The sequence below is a fragment of the Acutalibacter sp. 1XD8-36 genome, assembly GCF_009917525.1.
GTDB lineage: Bacteria > Bacillota > Clostridia > Oscillospirales > Acutalibacteraceae > Acutalibacter.
In genome coordinates, this window is record NZ_QZDU01000004.1 from 120,034 (window position 1) to 137,678 (window position 17,645).

The window sequence follows — 17,645 nt, forward strand, 5'->3', positions numbered from 1 at the left end:
TTTGCTTTCCATGGTTGCATTATATACCCTGGCCTTAAAAATGTCAAGCACAAAATCAATTTTTTTAAGAAAAATCTTTAATTATTTTAAGTTTAGACTTTAACACTACAATAGTTGTGATAATAAAGGCCAAAAGAAGGCCCTCCCGGGATTTTAGGCCCCGGAAGGGCGGGTGATAGCTGTGATTTATAGTAAACGCACTTGAAAATCGGTAAATACCGATTTTCAAGCAGAGCGGCGCGGGTACACCCGTGCCGCTAAGTTCAAAAGAGGTGTCACCTCTTTTGAACTGCGTTAACTATATTTGCCCCGGGCCGCCTCGTAGACACTGAGCATGAGCTCCACGGTGTTTTTAATGCCGGGGATATCGTTTTGGAAGGGCTCGTTATTCAGCGCGCAGCGGTAGAAGTCCCCAATGCAGCGCTGGTGGCTGCTGCCCCAGTAGGCCTTACCGGGGACGGTGGAGGCCGAGGTAAAGTCCTCCCGCTCCACCCTGCCGTCCTGCCAGAAGCAGGTGAACAGCTCCCCCTCAAGGCGGATGACGGCCTTTTCACAGGCCAGCTCAAAGATAACCGGCGCGTCGGTGCAGTAGGCGGTGGTGGCGTAGAAAAGCCCCCGGGCCTCCCCAAAGTCAAGGGTCGCCTCCAGGGTGTCCTCCACCTCGATGACCCCCGGCAGGTGCCGGTTGGCAAGACTTGCCCCCAGCACCTTGCCCGGGCCCAGGAAGTAGGCCATCAGGTCCAGGGTGTGCACCGCCTGGTTGATAAGCGCGCCGCCCCCCTCGGTGGCAAGGCTCCCCCGCCAGCCGCTCTCGGTGTAGTAGGCCGCGTCCCGCCGCCAGGTGACAAAGCCCCGGGAGCCGAGGATTTTCCCGGCCCTCCCCGAGTTTACAAGCTCCAGCATGGCCCGGGTGCTGCCGTTATAGCGGTTCTGGAAGCATATGCCCACGGGCACCCTGTCCCCAAGCGCCGAAAACTCCGCCCACTGGGAGCGGTCCGTCACAGGGGGCTTCTCGGTGAAGACCTTTATCCCCCGGTTTGCGGCCTCCTTTGCCATGGGGGTGTGCAGGTAGTGGGGGGTGCAGATGTGCAGCACGTCTATCGGCTCTCGGTCAAGGAGCTCCTCAAGGGAGCTGTAGGAGCTGCCGCCGAACTTTTCAGCCATGGCCTCTGCACGCTGGGGCACGATATCGGCAAAGGCTATCAAATCAGCCTCCTCCATAGAGGAGAGCGCCTGGGCGTGCACCTGGGCTATGCCCCCGCAGCCCACTATTGCGCAACGGAACCTGCCGCTCATACCGGCGCCCCCTTTCCGTCCAGCCGGGAGAGTATCTCCCGCAGGGAATTGAGGGCCAGCTCCCAGGCCTTGGGGCCGCTGAGAGTCCCGGTGCGCTTATTGGGGTCCTGCTCCAGGGACTGTAGCCCCGCGAAATCGGTAAGGTGGGGCTCAAGGGAGAGGAAGCCCTTCCAGCCCGAGGAGAGGAGCCGCCCCAGTATCTCCTCCACCTGCCCTATGCCGTGGCCCGCCGGGACTATCTGCTTCCCGGCCGAGGCGTCCTTAATATGCACATACTCTATGTACGGCTCCAAAATCTCAAAGGCCTCCACAGTGGGCTGGCCCACCTCCACGAAGTTTGCAAAGTCAAACACGGCCCTGAAATTCTCACAGCCCAGCTGCCTCATTATGTCCAGGCACCGGGGGGCGGTGTCGCCGTATATCCCCTTCTCGTTCTCGTGGAGCAGCACCGAGTCCCAGCCCTTTGCCTCCTCTATCATAGAAGAGAGCCGGTCCATGACTTCATTCCGGTACTCAGCCGGGTCCGCGCCCTTTGGCAGGTAGAAGCTGAACATGCGTATGTAGGGGGCACAGAGCTCCTTCTGAATCTCCAGGGTCCTTTTGAGCTTGTCCATGTGCCGGGGGAAGTCGTCCTTTATATCTATCTTGCCTATTGGGGAGCCTATGGAGGATACGGCTATCCCTGCTGAAGAAAGCCTTTCCTTAACCTCCCGGAGCTTTTCATCCGTAAGGTCGGACACGTTTATGTTGTCTATGCCCCGCAGCTCGATATGGGACACCCCGAGGCGGCAGAGCGCCGAGAGCTGTTCCTTGAAATCGGGGGAGTACTCGTCGGCAAAGCCGCTTATAACGGCCTGAGCGTTTATGTCTGTCATAATGACCCTCCTGCGTGATTTTCTGTGTCCATTATAGCACGCGGGGTGGGAATGTCAAGGGTGATTGACAAGGCCTATAAAGAGGGGGAAGCTGTTCTGGGACTGTATGAGGAAGATGAAGGGCCGGTCGAGGATAAAGTCTATCTCGGCCTCAGGCCTCGGCGGGTCCCCGGCCCCGGCAAACCCCGCCTCCACATAGGACGCGGCAGTACAGCCGTTCTCGTCTATCATCACCCGGGCGGCATGGTTTATGCGGCTTATATAAATGGGTATATTGTTGAGGGTGAGGGGGTCGAAATTACTTTTCCGGGGGTCAAAGGCGTCGGTAATGCCAAGGTCTGTTAAGGTCTCGCTGAGCTCGCTTTGGAAGGAGACGTCAAACTTCGGGACGATAAAGTTTATCCTGGCCAGGGACTCGTCACCCCAGGGAGAGGAGCCCTCGTCCCGGCGGCTGACTATCCACCGGAAAAATTCCCACAGGCTGCTGTCCTCACTGAGCACCTGGTCGATACTGCTGTCCTCCCGGGGGAGTATAAAGGTCATGGAGGAGCCGTCGGACAGCCCCAGGGAGGCCGCGGTGAAAAGGGGGGCCCGGTAGAAGTGGTTTATAATACCGCGGCTGGTGTTGTCCATAAACTCACACTCTATGCCGCCCTCGGGGGAGTGGAACAGGCGGGTGGAGGTGCAGTCCTCGGGGAAGCGCTTGGACCAGCAGGAGTAGAAATACACGGTGCTCATAAGCTCCAGCACAGTTTCAGGGTCCATATTAAGGCCGCCGGTGCCAAGGAGGTCATGGGTCTTCTCGCTGGTCCACTCCCGCAGGAGGGCGTCGTATCCGGCAGTCCCCGGGTCCCCCCGGAAGCTCTCGGCAAAGTAGCTGTCTGCCAGGATGTCAAGGGTCTTTTGCTTATACTCAATGGAGTTATTGAGCCAGAGGGAGTTTGCAAGCTCGGTCTCGCCGCCGCTCCCGCTGTAGGCGTTCAGGACCCAAAGCTGCCGGGAGCTCTCCCGCAGGTCCTCAAGGCTGGCCCCAACTGCCTTTTCTATCTGCTCCCGGGTCTCGCCGCCGGTTATCTCGGCTGTCATAGCCAGGGCGACAGTGAGGTTTACAGGGGAGTATACCCGGTTCTCTCCCTTATGCCCGGAGAGTATCAGCCGGGAGCTGTGGCTCCAGAAGGGCTGGAACAGCTTGTGTATGCGGGGGATATTCTCCCAGGCACTATGGGCCTCGTCCTCAAGTGCGGCTTCTATATCAGGCTCAGGGCCCGCAAGCCTTGCGCTCCCTGTGAACAGCGGCCGGGTGCTGGTCCCCGCGCCGCTGAAGGCAACCGCCGCTGCCGTCACAGCTAAAATAACCGCCAGTACTATCAGCACTAACATAAGCTTTTGGCTCCTTTTCAGCTTCATAATAAATCCTCCTCTCAGCTGTCTACGCGGTTTACCGCGCCCATATACACAGGCAGGCCCGCGGTGTTTATAATGGTGAACAGGAAGGGCCGGTCCAGGGTGAAGTCTATCTCCTCCTCCGGGGGCTCCTCGGATGTCCCTCCCAGCATTACCAGCACCGAGGCCCCCTCGCAGCCCTCCTCGTCTATAGAGACGCGGCAGGTGTGCCGCACGCTGGTGAAGGCAAAGTCCCGGTCGGTGATGGGTGAGAAGCTGCCGTAGCCTGCTTCAAAGATTCCGTTTACGCCCAGCTTCTTAAGGCCCAGGGCCATCTCCATGTCCGAGGCTATGTCAAACTTGGGGACGCTCATATTTATAATGGCCCGCCCGGCGTTCTGCCACAGGCCGGGGCTTTGGAGGTAGGCTGAGATAAAATCCCTGTACTCCCCGTCGGCCAGGAGCTCGTTTGTGGAAATATCCTCCCCGGGCAGGACAAAGAGCATGCTCCCGCCGAACATGGATTTTGATACCGCTGTAAAGCCCTCCCCCTTATAATAATACCCGGCGGCGGTCTCGTTCATGAAGGTGCAGGGCTGGTCCATATAGGCGGCGTGGAAATAGCCCTCACTATTCAGGGCGGGGTTGAACTCATCGGACCAGCGGCCCTTAAAGTACAGGGTGCTGTCAAGGCACATAACCGTGTCGGGGCTGAGGTCCAGCTCCGGGAGCCTGCCCTCAAGATAGCCGTTGGTCTTTTCACTGAGCCAGTTAAGGTGCATGAGCTGGTACTCGGAGCTGCCCATATCCCCCCTGAAGCTGTCGGCAAAGTAGTTTTCAGCCAAAATATCCAGCACCGGCTGCTTATAGTCCACGGAGTTTGAGAGCCACAGGGAGTTTGCCAGAAGGCAGGTGCTCTGCTCCAGGGAGAAGCTGGCGCACCAAATCTGCCGGGCGCTGTCCCTCAGGTCCTCTATGCCGGGGCTTTTCAGCAGGCTGAGGATTTCCTGCCGGGGCCCGCCCTCACAGAGCTCCGCGGACATCCCCAGCACGGTGTACAGGCTGACGGGGCTGAATATCATGTTCTCACCGTTCACGGCGGTGAGGAAGGTACCGGCGCTGTCGGCCCAGAAGCTGCCCAGCCGCCGGGCATAGGCCTCCCTGTTGTCATAATATTCCTCACGGCCCCGCTCTATCTCCTCCCACTGGCTGCCGCTCCCATCAGAACAGCCGCTGCCGCCGGCATATGGGCCCGCCTCCGGGGCCTCGGAGCCGTCTGGTCCAGGGTACCGGGCCTCTGCAAGCTGGGCTGCGCCGGTATAGAGGGGCTGTGCGCCCGGTACCCTGGCCTTCAGAAAGGGCGCGGCAATAAGGGCCAGCACCAGGCAGGCGGCGATTGGGGTAATATACCACAGGCGGGAGCGGCGGGGCTTGGCAAACTCTATCTGGTCGTCCCGGATACCTGTGATTGCGTCAAATATGTCCTCAGGCTTCATATTGTATAGCCCTCCTTTTCAAGGCAGTTTTTAAGTGATTTCCTCAGCTGGTAGGTGCGCTGGGCAAGCGCGCCGGGTGCCTCCTCCATCTCGGCGGCAATTTCCCCCAGGCTGTCGCAGAACCAGTAGCGCCGCACAAACAGCTCCTTATCCCTGGGGGGCAGGCCGTCCAGCCACCGGGTTATTATGCCGGTAAGAGCCCGGGAATCCACCTGGTCGTCTATAGAGCTGCCGTCCGGCAGGCAGTCCGCAAGCTCCGAGAGCATGCTGTCCATGCCGCAGGAGCGCTTTGAGGCCCTCCCCGAGCGGTACCTTGAAACAGACAGGTTTCTTGTGACCCGCCCCAGGAAGGCCCGCAGGGAGCGGGGTATAAGGGGCGGTATCTGCCTCCAGGCGGCAAAAAGCGCGTCGCTGACGCACTCCTCGGCGTCCTCAATGGAGCCCAGCAGGTTCAGTGCTATCTTATTACAGTACGGCCCGTACTTGCGGCGGGTCTCGCTGATAGCCAGCTCGTCCCGGCGCTTAAACAGCTCGATAATGCGCATATCCTCCACAGGGTTCCCCCTCCTTGAAAGGCCTCTCATGTATATAGTCGCAGAAATTCGGGAAATATTGAAGGGAAATTGAAAAATTTTTCTTGAGATTTTTTCTTATAAGAGCTTGACAAATCAATTATATGCAGGTATCATAACAGAAGGAATATTATGTAAAGTCAGGGGGAGATACCAATGGACCATGCAGGGCGCGCTGAAAGCACTAAAAAGTCAACTGAATTTGAGAAAGGCGGATAAACATGAAAAAAACAGTGAGCATCATAGCGGCTTTAGTTCTAATGGTTTCACTGGCAATTTCTGCACACGCTGCGGAGCAGGATTTTCCCAAAGACAGTGAAGACGTGAAAGAAAGGGTCACCCTTCGCGTGCATGAGTATATGTTCTCTGATATGACAAAGGCAAAGGCCAGAGCATTATCAGATGAGGATTTCATTGCCATGTCTTCCCGTGTGGATGATATCGTCCGCGAGGAGCATATTAACGCCGGGTGGACAGAGGTAAAAACCAAGCCCCATACCGCGCAGGAGGTCAGGAAAATCATTGAGCAAGAAGTTGACCCGCGGGCCATTTCATTAGCATATATGGACATAGAACAGGCCCCGGAGGAGCTGAAAGACTATATCCTGTCGGCAAGGCGGGAGATAATCTACCGCTTCGAGTGGCTGGGGGATGCTGATAAAACCAGTATGCCCTATGGCTCTGAGGATGATGAAGATACAAAGACCTTTGAGATTTCCCCAAGGTTCAGTGATTTATTCCCGGGCTGGTACGAGCCCCGGGTGGATTTAGTCCTGCCCGACTGGAAGAATGCCCCGGAAAGTGGGTCAGGCATTTATGAAGCGATGCTCTCTGCGTCTATTGGATGCAGTATGCCGTACAATATTCTGTATGCCGCGGCGTAAGCACACACCTTGACAAACCCCTCTGCCCAGGCTATAATATAAGCACAACAGCCGGGCCTGCCCGGTGAGACAGGAGGACAGAGGGAACAGGCATGTTGATTTGCGTCTCTTTTGCACGTTTGAGGAAATGACAGAGGCATGACAAAAATACCCCGCGCCGGGGCTGTCTGGCAAAGGCCGCGGGTGGCTTTGCCGTGTCTCTTTCGCCGTCTATTCAAACTTACGAAAGAGGTGCTTTTTCATGCCCAAAAATAACCGCCGCGGCGGACAGGCCCCCATGTGGGCCTCACAGAATTTTCTTACAGGCAGGGCAGAGATACTGCGGCTGCTGGACATTTCAGACATATGCAAAAGGGACCATGTGCTGGAAATCGGCCCCGGGAAGGGGCATATAACCCGGGAGCTCATAGGGCGCTGCGGGCGGCTGACGGCTGTGGAGCTGGACCATAGCCTGTGGGCGCGGCTGGGGGAGCGGTTCGCAGGGGACGGAAGGCTCACCCTTATAGAGGGGGATTTTCTCAAAACTCCACTGCCAAAGGGACCCTATAAGGTGTTTGCCAATATCCCCTTCTCGGAGACCAGCAATATTATCAGAAGGCTGACCCAGTGCGGGAACCCGCCCGAGGCCGCCTGGCTCATAGTGGAGTGGGGGGCCGCGAAAAGGTTTGCCGGGGACAGCCTTGCGGGGTGGACCCTGCGGCCATACTTTAAGGTGAGGTCGGCGGCAAGGATAGGGAGGGGGCAATTCCACCCGGCCCCATCTGTGGACGCGGCCCTGCTGGAGCTCAGGCGGAGGGAGGCCCCCCACCTGCCCTGGGAGCAGCAGAGGGAGTACAGGGCCTTTTTGGAGCGGGCCTTCCGGGAGGGCCCAAGGTCCCTGCTGACGAACAGGCAGATATCCACGGCCCTGCGCCTTGAGGGCCTGCCGCCCGCGGCCCGGGACGGCAATATGGAGTATGTACAGTGGCTCTGCCTTTTCCGATGCTGGCGCAAATTTTATCTTTAAAATTATATTTTCAGGAGAATATATATGATAATACTGATAGCAGGAAGCTCGCACACAGGGAAGACCCTCCTGGCCCAGAGGCTGCTGGAGAAATACCGCTGGCCCTATCTCTCCATAGACCATCTGAAGATGGGGCTCATAAGGAGCGGGCAGACCGCCCTCACCCCCGAGGACGACAGGGAGCTCACGGTTTACCTCTGGCCCATTGTCCGGGAGATGGTGAAGACCGCAATAGAGAACAAGCAGAACCTGATAGTGGAGGGGGTCTATATCCCACATAACTGGCGGGAGGGCCTTGGCGGGGAGTACCTCCGGGAGATAAGGTACCTGTGCCTTGCCATGACAAGGGATTATATAGAGGGGCATAGGGGGGACATACTCTCCCACGGCAGCGATATTGAGGAGCGGCTGGAGGATGATGTAAACTGGGAGGAGCTGATAAGGGAGAACGAGGAGAACCTGCGGGTGTGCAGGGAGCTGGGGGAGAGGGTCTTGGTGATAGACGAGGGGTATGAGGTGGATTTCGACATATAGTCGTATAGCTGACGCGCCCAGGCTGCCTTAACTATTAATCCCCCGCCCCCCTTGCGTTTCCCCCCAATATTTGGTATAATAATAAAAATACAGGCCATAACCACAACAGGTTTGGGCACAATAACCTTGGCAGAGGAAGGAGGGGGAAGATGGCAGAGGGCAGGAAAAACGGCTTTATGAGGGGCACAGCCATCCTCTCCGCCTCCACGCTGATAGTGAAGGCCCTGGGGCTGCTGTTTTCAATCCCCCTTGCAAACTTCATAAGCGCCGAGGGCATGTCCTATTTCTACGGCGCCTATGATATTTTCACCATCTTCCTGGTGCTCTCCACCGCGGGGCTCCCTATCGCCGTCTCCAGGATGGTGAGCACAGCCAACGCCATGGGCCGCAGGCGGGAGGCCGACCAGGTCTTCTCCGTGGCCTTCTGGCTGTTCTTTGCCATAGGCGCCGCGGGGTGCCTGATAATGCTCTTTGGCTCCCGGCAGATATCGGAGCTGCTGGGCAAGCCCGGGGCGGCGGGGACTATTGTGGCCCTGGCCCCGACGGTGTTCTTCCTGTCCATAACCTCCGCTTTGAGGGGGTATTTCCAGGGGCGGTCCAATATGGTGCCCACGGCGGCCTCCCAGGTGATAGAGGCCGTGATGAAGGTGGCGGTGGGCACAGGGCTTGCCTACTATATCATCACCTATATCGGCTCGGACTCTATGGCGGCGGTGGGGGCCATTATAGGCGTGTCCGTGAGCTCGGGCCTTGGCATGATATACCTGGTGCTGTGCAAGCTCCGCCAGCGCAGGAAGGACAGGGAGCTGCCCGAGGACGGCAGCGCCGTCTCCTCAAGGCGGGACATGATGTTCTCCCTTCTGCGCTTCGCCGTGCCCATAACTCTTGGGGCATGCTTTTTAAGCGTCTTAGACTTTGTGGACAGCGCCGTGCTCATGGACCGCATGAAGACCGCCGCGGGCTTTACCCAGGACCAGGCCGACTACTTCAGCGGGGTGCTGGGCAACGCCCGGAAGTTCTTCGATTTGCCGGGGGCCTTTGTGGTGCCCATCTCAACGAGCCTATTGCCGGTGCTCTCCGGGGCCATAGTCTCCGGGGACAAGCCCCAGGTAAGGCATATCTCCTCCATGTCCATGCGCATGACCCTTTTGATAGCGATACCCGCAAGCGTGGGCATGTCCATATTCGCCGAGCCCATATGTATGCTGCTTTTAGCCGGAAGGCCGGATGTGGGGGAGGGGGCCGCAAGGCTTCTGCAGGTGCTGGCCTTAGCCATAGCCTTCAGCAGCACGGTATACACCACCAACGCCATGCTCCAGTCCTTCGGCAGGACCACAAGGCCCGTGATAGACATGGCGGTGGGGGGAGTGGTAAAGATAGCCCTGTCCTATGCCCTGGCGGGGATACCGGAGATAAATGTGATGGGCTCGGCTGTAAGCACCGTGGCCTCATATCTTGTAATAGTCATCCTGAACCTGATAGCCGTCCGGGAGAGCCTGCCCGGTATGGACAGCGTGCTGGGCATGGCAATGCCCCTGCTGTTCTCGGCGGCAGTTATGGGGGCCGCGTCCTACGGGGCGTATCTGGGGCTCATACAGTTCCTCTCCCCCAGGCTGGCCCTTGTGCCCGCCATAGTGATAGCGGTTATAGTGTACGCCCTGTGCGCGGTGCTGTTCAGGGGGGTAAGCTATGAGGACGTATGTATGCTGCCAAAGGGTGAGACCATAGCAAGGCTTTTGAAGGTGAAGAAGAGCTCGAGGCCCAGGCATATGATGGTGAAGACCACCTCCACCCGGCCCTCAAAGGGCGGGCGGCACATGAGAAATATATAAAATATATTATATGATAATTTTTTATTTGAGAGAGGCGAGGTAATATGAAGGTCACATTTATTCTGCACAGCGGCTACTTTGTGGAGCTTGACTCCTGCTGTCTGCTGTTCGACTACTATCAGGGGGAGATACCCCGGTCCCAGAAGCCCCTGTACGTATTCGCCTCCCACCACCACGAGGACCACTTCTCCCCGGAGGTATTTAAGGAGGCCCGCCCCGGCCGGCAGGTGCATTTCATCCTCTCGAGCGACATCTTCCAGAGCAGGGTGCCGGAAGAGCTCCGGGAGGCGGCGCTCTTTGTGAAGCCCTACGAAACATACGAGCTGGAGGGCCTGCGCCTTGCCACATTAAAGTCCACCGACGACGGCGTGGCCTTCCTTATAGAGTGCGAGGGCAGGCGCTTCTATCACGCCGGGGATTTGAACTGCTGGGTCTGGGAGGGCGCACCCAAGTGGCAGAATGACCAGATGAAGGAGGCCTATAAAAACGAGCTGAAGCTGCTGGAGGGCAAGGCCATAGACGTGGCCTTCGTGCCCCTGGACCCAAGGCAGGACGCGGACTTTGACCTGGGTATGCGGTACTTCTTCGAGGCGGCGGGGGCGGAGCACGTGTTCCCAATGCACATGTGGGGGGACTATACCGTGGTGCCCCTCTTTAAGTCCACTCCAACATACAGGGAGTACGCCCCGCACTTAATGGACGTGAAGGAGCCGGGGCAGGTGTTCGAGATATAAAACAGAGAGGCCGGGTACAGCGCCCGGCCTCTCTGTTTTATATTTATATATTTGTTATATTATTATGGCAGTATGACCCGGGCCGAGGCCGTCCCCTGGGCGCTCTGGGAGACCTGTATCCGGCAGGGTATCCTCCCCTGGAGCTCCTGCACGTGGGATATCACGCCTATCATGCGACCGCCGGACTGCAAAAGGGCCAGGGCCTTCATGGCTGAATCCAGGGTCTCGGCGTCAAGGGAGCCGAAGCCCTCGTCGATGAAAATAGAGTCCAGGCCCACGGCTCCGCTATGGCCCTGGACCACGTCAGACAACCCGAAGGCAAGGGAGAGGGAGGCCAGGAACTGCTCCCCCCCTGAGAGGGTCTCGATGGACCGGGGCAGCATGGACGCGCCGTCCAGCACCTCCAAATCAAGGCCGCTCATAGCAGTGCCCCCCTTGGGGCCCGAGGCAAGCTGCAGGGCGTAGCGCCCCCGGCAGAGCCGCTGGAAGAAGCGGTTGGCGCATACCAGCACCTCGTCCAGGGTGACGCTGAGCACATACTGTAAAATAGGCGTCTTCATGGGGTTTACCCCGGACAGGGCGCGGCTGAGCCTTGAGACCCTGCCGTACTCCCCCGAGAGCTCCTCAATCCTCTGGTCCTGCTCCCTCACCGACCCCAGCGCGGCCCTCCTGGAGCGCAGGGAGCTCTGGGCCCGGCCTATGGCCTGGGAACGGAGCCTGCTCCCCTCCCGGAGCTCCCCAGCCTCCTTGGTGAGGGCAGGCAGGTCCAGGCCCCGGGGCCATTCCTCCCGGAATTTTTCAAGCTCCCCCCGAGCGGTCTCCTCCGCAATAACAGCAAGCCTTAGGGCCTCCCTTGCCCCTGCCAGCTCCTGCTCCCGGAGCCCCACGGACTTTCTCAGGGCCTCTGCCCGGGCCGAGAGCTCACCGGCAAGGGCCTCCTGCTCCTCTATGGCCCGCTGTAAGCTCACAGGGTCCCGGTCCGGGAGCTTAGAAAGGGCCTCCCGGGACTGCTGCTCAAGCTCAGCGGCCTGGGCCTCCAGAGCCGAGAGTCTTGTGCGAAGGGCCCCCAGCCCGGACTCAATGGCCTCCCTGCGGGCCCGGAGCTCCGTAAGGCGCTGGCCGGCCCTTTGGAGCTGTCCCGCAAGCTTCACGGCCCCGGCGGTCCTCGACTTTACGTCAGCCAGAAGCTCCCCGACCTCTGAAATGCCCTCACAGGCCTCCTCCTGCTCTTTAAGGGAGGCCCGGGTCTTTTCACACTCCGAGGCACTGGCCCCGGCAAGGCCCTCGGCCCCGGCAAGGGCGGTCCGGGCGAACTTCTCCCGCTCCCGGAGGAGCGTTAGCTCCTCTGGAGCTAAGAGCTCCCCCGGAGACAGGAGCTTCCCCGAGGTCCTGCCCCGGGCGGGGGCAGGGTGGTGCACCGAGCCGCACACCGGGCAGGGGGCGCCCTCCTTTAATGTGCCCGCAAGCTCCAGGGCGGCGCTGCCCTTTAACAGGGCCTCCTGCTCCTCCAGGCGAAGGGTGAGGGCCTCTGAGTCAATCCGGCAGCTCTCCACAGAAGCCCTAGCCCTCTCAAGGTTCTTTTCGGCCTCCTCAAGAGATGCCCTGCGGCGGGACAGCTCCTCCAGGGCGGCGCTGCTTTTCTCCAGGGCCTGCTGCTGCTCCAGAAGCCCCGGCAGGCGAAGGTTTGCCTCCCGGCACCGGCTCTCATACTCCGCGCCTGCTGCCATGCGCTTTGCAATGTCCTCCTGCTCCAGGAGGGCCGAGTCCAGCTCCTTCTGGAGGGCGGCCTGCTGGCGGCGGGCAAGCCGGGCCCTCTCCCCGCAGTCCAGGGCGGCGTTTAGCTGCACAAGCCTTGCAGACAGCTTTTCACGTTCCCGGGCGGAGGCGGTGGATTTCTCCTGTAGAACTCCCGCCTCCCTTACCATGGCCTCTGTCTCATGGGCCGATTCCTCCCGGGCCCCGGCACGCTCCCTGGCCTCCTTTAGGACCTTCCCGGCGCTCTGTGAGGCTTTGGCCCTGCGCTCCAGCTCCTCGGCGGCCTTCAGCAGCTTCTCGGTCTCAGAAAGCCTTTTGCTATCCCTGTCCTCCAGGGAGATAAGCTCCGAGAGCTCCCGCTCAAGGTCCGAGACGGACCGGATAAGCTCCTCCGTGTCCCCGGCCCCCTCCTGGCGCAGAAGGGTGTCCCGCATATTCTGGGCCTCCCGGGCGGCGCTCTCAAGCTCCCGCTCCCTCTGCCTGAAGCGCTCCCGGAGCCGCTCCCAGACCTCGGCTGAAAACAGCGTGCGGAGTATCTCCCCCTTCTCCTTGCTCCCCGCCCGCAGGAGCTTAAGGAAGTCCCCCTGGGGCAGGACTATCACCTGCCGGAACTGCCTGTAGTTCAGGTGCAAAAGCTCCTCGGCCTTCTGGGTGACAGAGAGGGCGCTGCCCCCGGCTAAAAGCTCCGGCCTGCCGTCCTCGTCCACGGTAAAGCATTCGTGAGTTTCCCGAAGCTCAGTCTCCCCGGAGCGCTTTGTGTATGTATACTGGCGGCGCTTAAAGCGATAGGCCCTGCCGCCCAGCATGAACTCCAGCTCCACTATGGTGTCCAGCTCCGGCGGGGCGCTCATGCAGCGCATACCGGAGAAATCCCGGCCCTCCCCTGTGGCCCGGCAGTAGAGTGCAAAGCACATGGCGTCGAGAATAGAGGTTTTTCCCCCGCCTGTGGGGCCGGTTATAAGGAAGATACCGTCCGGGCCGAAGCCGGTGAAGTCCAGCTCCGTCCTCTCAAGATAGGGCCCGAAGGCCTGGACCTGCAGCCTTAGGGGCTTCATAGCTGCACCTCCTTCCAGGTGTCGCGGAACAGCTCAAGGTCCGGCTCCCCGGCCTCAAGGCCGCAGATATCCTTCATAAATGCAGCGAACACCGCCTGCTCGTCCCGCCCGGAGAGCCGCCCGGCCCGCTCCCCCGCGGCCCTTATGGTCCAGTCGTTTGTCACCGCCAGAAGGTTCGGGTAGCGGGGCCTAAGGCGCTCGGCAGCCAGCAGCACAGGGTCCGTGTCCGTGAGCTCAAGCTCCACGTAGTCCTCTGAGGAGCCGGACATGAGCTCCTCAAAGGCGCCCTTTATTCTGCGCACATCCCGAAGGGGGGTGACGGCGGTTTCCCGGCAGTCTATAGCGCCGCCGGTGAGCTCAAGGCGCAGGAAGCACTTGTGCTGTCCCGACTCGCTCACGGAGTATTTCAGGGGCGAGCCGGAGTAGCGGGCGTTGTCCCCCGCCCTCTGGGGGCCGTGGAGGTGCCCAAGGGCCACATAGTCAAAGCCCTCAAACACCCCCGGGGACACCTGTCCGCTGCCGCCCACAAAGACGCTCTCGGAGTCGCAGACAGAAGCCCCGGCGGCGAAGCAGTGGGCTACCAGTATATGGGGCATACCTGGGTCCAGCCGGGATTTTATCCTTGCAAGCACGGCCTCCATACAGGCGGTCTCCCCCCGCAGGCTCTCGTCCCCCAGGAAGTCCCTGAGCTCGGCGGGGCTGCTGTAGGGCAGAAGGGAGAGCTGCACGGACTCCCCGCCCTCTGTGAGGGTTATAGGCTCCAGGGCCTCGGCGAGGGTGGTCGCCATATACACCCCGCTTTTGCGCAGGGCGCTTTTCATTATAGCCATGCGGCCCGCGCCGTCATGGTTGCCGGATATGGCGAAGACCTTTATGCCAAGCTCCGAAAGCCTCTGGAGGGCCTGGTCAAAGAGCTCTATGGCCTCAAGGCCCGCCACCTGGCGGTCGTAGATATCCCCGGCGATTATAACGGCGGCCGGGCGCTCCCGCTCCATTTCGGGGAGGAAGACCCGGCTGAGGAAATGCTCCTGGTCGGGGAGCAGGCTGCGGCCGTAGAGCATACGGCCCAGGTGCCAGTCGGAGGTGTGATATATAAGCATGATATGCCCCCTTTATACTTGTATCCCTACTTTATGTAGAATTAATCTTAAATTAAGAAATTATGCCTTTTCTTTCCCTTAAATGGAGTGTATAATATACTCGGCTATGTTATGTAACCAACGGGAGGAATTGAAAGATGAAAATACTGCGCTTTTTAACGGCTGTGTTTTTAGCCGGGCTCACCGCGGCCCTCACAGCCCTGCCGGTCTCGGCCGAGGGCTTTACCTTTAACTGGGATATCGGGGACGAGATATACGACGGAGGGCTTATCACCGAGAAAACAGACAGCGGCGGGCCCCACTGCAAGTCCCTGTTTATGCTGAACATAGACACGGACACGGTGGTGTATACCCTCAACCCGGACGACCCCCTGCCTATGGCCTCAATGACAAAGATAATGACATATATTGTCGCCTATGAGAATATCCCCGACATAGAGAACACCGTAATAACCGTGCCCCAGGCTGTTGCGGACGACCTGGAGGGCTCGGAGAGCTCCCTTGCGGGGGTCGCGGTGGGGGAGCAGCTCACCGGCCTGCAGCTTCTGAACCTGCTGATGGTCCCCTCGGGCAACGACGCCGCCCTGACGTTTATGAAGTACGTGGACGAGCAGTATGCCAGCGGCCAGCTTGTCCCCCCCGACGCCCCCAGCCCTGAGGACCCGGGAGCCGGGGAGGGCCCGGGGGATGAACCTGGGGTGACCGGGGACTATGTTATCCCCGAGGGGGGCATGACCGACTACACCGGCAAGAGCTATTTTGTGCAGCTTATGAACGAGAAGGCCGAGGAGCTGGGGTGCAGGAACACCCACTTTACAAACCCCCACGGCCTTCACAACGATAACCACTATGCCTCGGCAAGAGATATGGGCAGGATAACACAGTACGCCATGAAGCTCCCCTATTTTATGGATATAGTGGGCCAGAAGGGATATGAAAAGGGGTCCACGAATATGGACCCGGACGGGAATAGCCTTGCAAACACCAACCGTATGCTGCAGCCCTATGGGGACAATACCTACGGCAACCTGTACTGGTACACCTACGCCAACGGCATAAAGACCGGCTCCCACGACCAGTCGGGGTACTGCCTCGCGGCCTCGGCCTCCACCTACGGCTACACATATATAGTCATAGCCATGGGCAATATGGAGGGCTATGAAAAGGGCGTGCACGAGGAGATGCTGGACTGCCGCACCCTGTTCCGCTGGGCCTTTACCAGCCTTGGGAAAAAGACCATCGTGTCCCAGGGGGACATACTGAGCTCAGTGAATCTGGAGTACGCCTACCAGAAGGACGAGCTGCTGCTGGCGGCAAGCGAAAACGTGAGCGTAATGCTGCCGGACAGCGTGGAGCAGAGCTCCATAATCACCACGGTTGAAAAGCCCGAGAGCGTGCAGGCCCCCATACGCAAGGGGGAGGTGGTGGGCACAGCCACCCTGAGCTATGCCAACGAGGTCATAGCCACGGTGCCCCTTGTAGCCACGGAGTCGGTGTCCAGAAGCGACCTTATCGCTGGCTGGGAGCAGGGCCGGGCCCTGCTGTCCTCCCCCTGGTCCATAGCTATAATGGCGGCGCTGGGGGCTCTGGTGATAGTGTACCTGATACTGGTGGTGTTCTACCGGCGCAAGCAGAAGCAGCTGAGAAGGGTGAAGAAGTTCAGGGACCTGTAAAACGGGGGGCTCAGTCCCCGCCGTTCCAGTCCACGTCGTACTCCCTTGAAGCCGAGAACTTTGTCATCTGCCCGGAGGTCATGTCGAAGTTGAGGTCGTACTTATACTCGAGGCCGTACTTCAGCCACATCACCTCGTCGCCGGTCCAGTCGGGGTACATCTCCCCGGCCTTCTCCCGGGTGAGCTCGGTTATGGGCACGCCGTCGAAGGCAATCTTCTCAAGGACGGACTTGTCCTCCTCGCCCACCAGGCTGAACTCAAGCCTTGCTATCACGGCCTCCCCCAGGGGCACGGCCTTATCCTCAGTGACAAAGGATATCTGGGCAAAGACATTTTCACTGACCCTTATGCTGCCGCCGGTATAGTAGGCCTCGGGCTCAAGCTCCATAGAGGGGTCCACGTCCACACGCTCATAGTTTTCGTCCACCCAGCCCACATTCATCCCCTGGTCCAGAAGGGCCTGGACGGTGGTCTCGCCAATCCTTATCTCCGTGCCGTTGATGGTGATGGGCAGCAGCTTTTCAGAGCTCTCCCCAGAGCTTTCCCCAGAGCCCGCAGAGCAGGCGGGGAGTATGAGTATAAGGGCCAGCAGGGTGCAGAGCGTTTTCACTATGTTCTTCATAAAAATCAATTCTCCTCTAAAATAAAGTTTTTTAAATATAATAGAAGTATTTTTTATCTTTCGCCCCAGAGGCTTCCGGCCTTGGGGCAGTATTTTTTTATAAGCTCCTGGGCCTCACCGAGCTGCTTGGAGTTCTCCAGGTATACCTTTGCCGATGGGCCGCCGGAGGCCGAGGCTGTGCCCTCCCTGTAGCCGGCCACTATGGACACGCCTATGCCAAGGTTTTGGCGCACCCGGGTGTCCCCGACATTATAGCCCACCCTGGTCGTCTCCTGGACCGCTTTAAGGCTCTCCATGTCCGAGACCTTGTAGACGCTGCAGCCGCCCCTGAAATAGAGCCAGTAATCGGGCCCCACCGTGAGCCTTGCGGGATACTTGTCGGAGGCGCTGTTCATAAAGTCCGCGTGGCCTGTGGGGGACTGCCGGGCGAAGGCCTCCTGGTCCGAGGGGGAGAGCTCTAAAAGGGCATGCTCATACATCCCGCGCACCTTCTTTATGGAGACGCTGCGGGTCTGTATCCAGAAGCACAGCCAGATAAAGGCCGCAAACCCCAGGCCTATGAGCAAGTGCACCTTTACAACATACTGCCAGTCATAGCCCACCCCGAAGCCAAGGGCTACCATGGCGGCGACGCTCAGGGCCATCCAGATTGGCACCCGCCTCATGAGCCGCCGGTTAAAGGCCTTGAATACCGGGGCATAGTCCTTCATCTCGGCGTCCAGCCACTGACAGAGGGAGTCGTTCATAATACCAGTCCTTTCGGTTTATATTGTGTTTTGAGATAATTATATACCCCAACATATAATTATGCAAGACCTGTTTTTCTTT

At 59.2% G+C, this 17,645-nt stretch carries 15 protein-coding genes; 6 read left to right on the plus strand and 9 right to left on the minus strand.

Features of this window, described 5'->3' with window-relative positions; all coding sequences use genetic code 11:
* Nucleotides 1-294 precede the first annotated feature (294 nt).
* Genes D5270_RS08515 through D5270_RS08535 form a run of 5 tightly spaced genes read right to left on the minus strand, consistent with a single transcriptional unit; the run spans nucleotide 295 to nucleotide 5,595 of the window.
* Entirely contained in the window at nucleotides 295-1,296 is a 1,002-nt protein-coding gene (locus D5270_RS08515; RefSeq protein WP_166543696.1) for a Gfo/Idh/MocA family protein, read from the minus strand.
* Nucleotides 1,293-2,171 (minus strand): sugar phosphate isomerase/epimerase family protein, encoded by an 879-nt coding sequence (locus tag D5270_RS08520; protein ID WP_166543697.1) that lies wholly within the window; start codon nucleotides 2,169-2,171, stop codon nucleotides 1,293-1,295. The genes D5270_RS08515 and D5270_RS08520 overlap by 4 nt, the downstream gene beginning before the upstream one ends.
* A 54-nt stretch (nucleotides 2,172-2,225) precedes the next feature.
* The gene (locus D5270_RS08525) at nucleotides 2,226-3,578 is read right to left on the minus strand and encodes a serpin family protein (RefSeq protein ID WP_166543698.1); all 1,353 of its coding nucleotides are present in this window, start codon (nucleotides 3,576-3,578) and stop codon (nucleotides 2,226-2,228) included.
* Nucleotides 3,579-3,592: 14 nt separating this feature from the next.
* The gene (locus D5270_RS08530; protein ID WP_166543699.1) at nucleotides 3,593-5,050 is read right to left on the minus strand and encodes a serpin family protein; all 1,458 of its coding nucleotides are present in this window, start codon (nucleotides 5,048-5,050) and stop codon (nucleotides 3,593-3,595) included.
* Nucleotides 5,047-5,595: an RNA polymerase sigma factor gene (locus D5270_RS08535; RefSeq protein WP_243150302.1), complete on the minus strand. Its 549-nt coding sequence runs from the start codon at nucleotides 5,593-5,595 to the stop codon at nucleotides 5,047-5,049. The genes D5270_RS08530 and D5270_RS08535 overlap by 4 nt, the downstream gene beginning before the upstream one ends.
* A 248-nt stretch (nucleotides 5,596-5,843) precedes the next feature.
* Here D5270_RS08535 and D5270_RS08540 point away from each other — a divergent pair, with 248 nt between their 5' ends.
* The 5 genes from D5270_RS08540 (at nucleotide 5,844) to D5270_RS08560 (ending at nucleotide 10,612) form a co-directional block, all read left to right on the plus strand.
* Nucleotides 5,844-6,506, plus strand: a complete 663-nt coding sequence (locus D5270_RS08540) for a hypothetical protein (RefSeq protein ID WP_166543701.1) — start codon at nucleotides 5,844-5,846, stop codon at nucleotides 6,504-6,506.
* 241 nt (nucleotides 6,507-6,747) lie between these two features.
* Complete coding sequence (locus D5270_RS08545; RefSeq protein WP_166543702.1) at nucleotides 6,748-7,512, plus strand: rRNA adenine N(6)-methyltransferase family protein; 765 nt, start codon at nucleotides 6,748-6,750, stop codon at nucleotides 7,510-7,512.
* A 24-nt stretch (nucleotides 7,513-7,536) separates the two neighbouring features.
* Complete coding sequence (locus D5270_RS08550) at nucleotides 7,537-8,046, plus strand: adenylate kinase (RefSeq protein WP_166543703.1); 510 nt, start codon at nucleotides 7,537-7,539, stop codon at nucleotides 8,044-8,046.
* A gap of 149 nt (nucleotides 8,047-8,195) precedes the next feature.
* Complete coding sequence (locus tag D5270_RS08555) at nucleotides 8,196-9,878, plus strand: putative polysaccharide biosynthesis protein (RefSeq protein WP_166543704.1); 1,683 nt, start codon at nucleotides 8,196-8,198, stop codon at nucleotides 9,876-9,878.
* Between the two features lie 44 nt (nucleotides 9,879-9,922).
* Nucleotides 9,923-10,612 (plus strand): MBL fold metallo-hydrolase, encoded by a 690-nt coding sequence (locus D5270_RS08560; protein ID WP_166543705.1) that lies wholly within the window; start codon nucleotides 9,923-9,925, stop codon nucleotides 10,610-10,612.
* A 62-nt stretch (nucleotides 10,613-10,674) separates the two neighbouring features.
* Here D5270_RS08560 and D5270_RS08565 read toward each other — a convergent pair whose 3' ends face one another.
* Both D5270_RS08565 and D5270_RS08570 read right to left on the minus strand, forming a co-directional pair.
* A complete protein-coding gene (locus D5270_RS08565; RefSeq protein ID WP_166543706.1) occupies nucleotides 10,675-13,422 on the minus strand; it encodes an AAA family ATPase in 2,748 nt (915 codons plus the stop codon).
* Nucleotides 13,419-14,522, minus strand: a complete 1,104-nt coding sequence (locus D5270_RS08570; protein ID WP_166543707.1) for an exonuclease SbcCD subunit D — start codon at nucleotides 14,520-14,522, stop codon at nucleotides 13,419-13,421. The genes D5270_RS08565 and D5270_RS08570 overlap by 4 nt, the downstream gene beginning before the upstream one ends.
* 137 nt (nucleotides 14,523-14,659) lie before the next feature.
* Between D5270_RS08570 and D5270_RS08575 the strand changes: the two genes are divergently transcribed.
* Nucleotides 14,660-16,195 (plus strand): D-alanyl-D-alanine carboxypeptidase family protein, encoded by a 1,536-nt coding sequence (locus D5270_RS08575; RefSeq protein WP_166543708.1) that lies wholly within the window; start codon nucleotides 14,660-14,662, stop codon nucleotides 16,193-16,195.
* 10 nt (nucleotides 16,196-16,205) lie between these two features.
* Here D5270_RS08575 and D5270_RS08580 read toward each other — a convergent pair whose 3' ends face one another.
* Nucleotides 16,206-16,817, minus strand: a complete 612-nt coding sequence (locus tag D5270_RS08580) for a hypothetical protein (protein ID WP_166543709.1) — start codon at nucleotides 16,815-16,817, stop codon at nucleotides 16,206-16,208.
* A 53-nt stretch (nucleotides 16,818-16,870) separates the two neighbouring features.
* Nucleotides 16,871-17,563, minus strand: a complete 693-nt coding sequence (locus tag D5270_RS08585; RefSeq protein WP_166543710.1) for a hypothetical protein — start codon at nucleotides 17,561-17,563, stop codon at nucleotides 16,871-16,873.
* Nucleotides 17,564-17,645 lie beyond the last annotated feature (82 nt).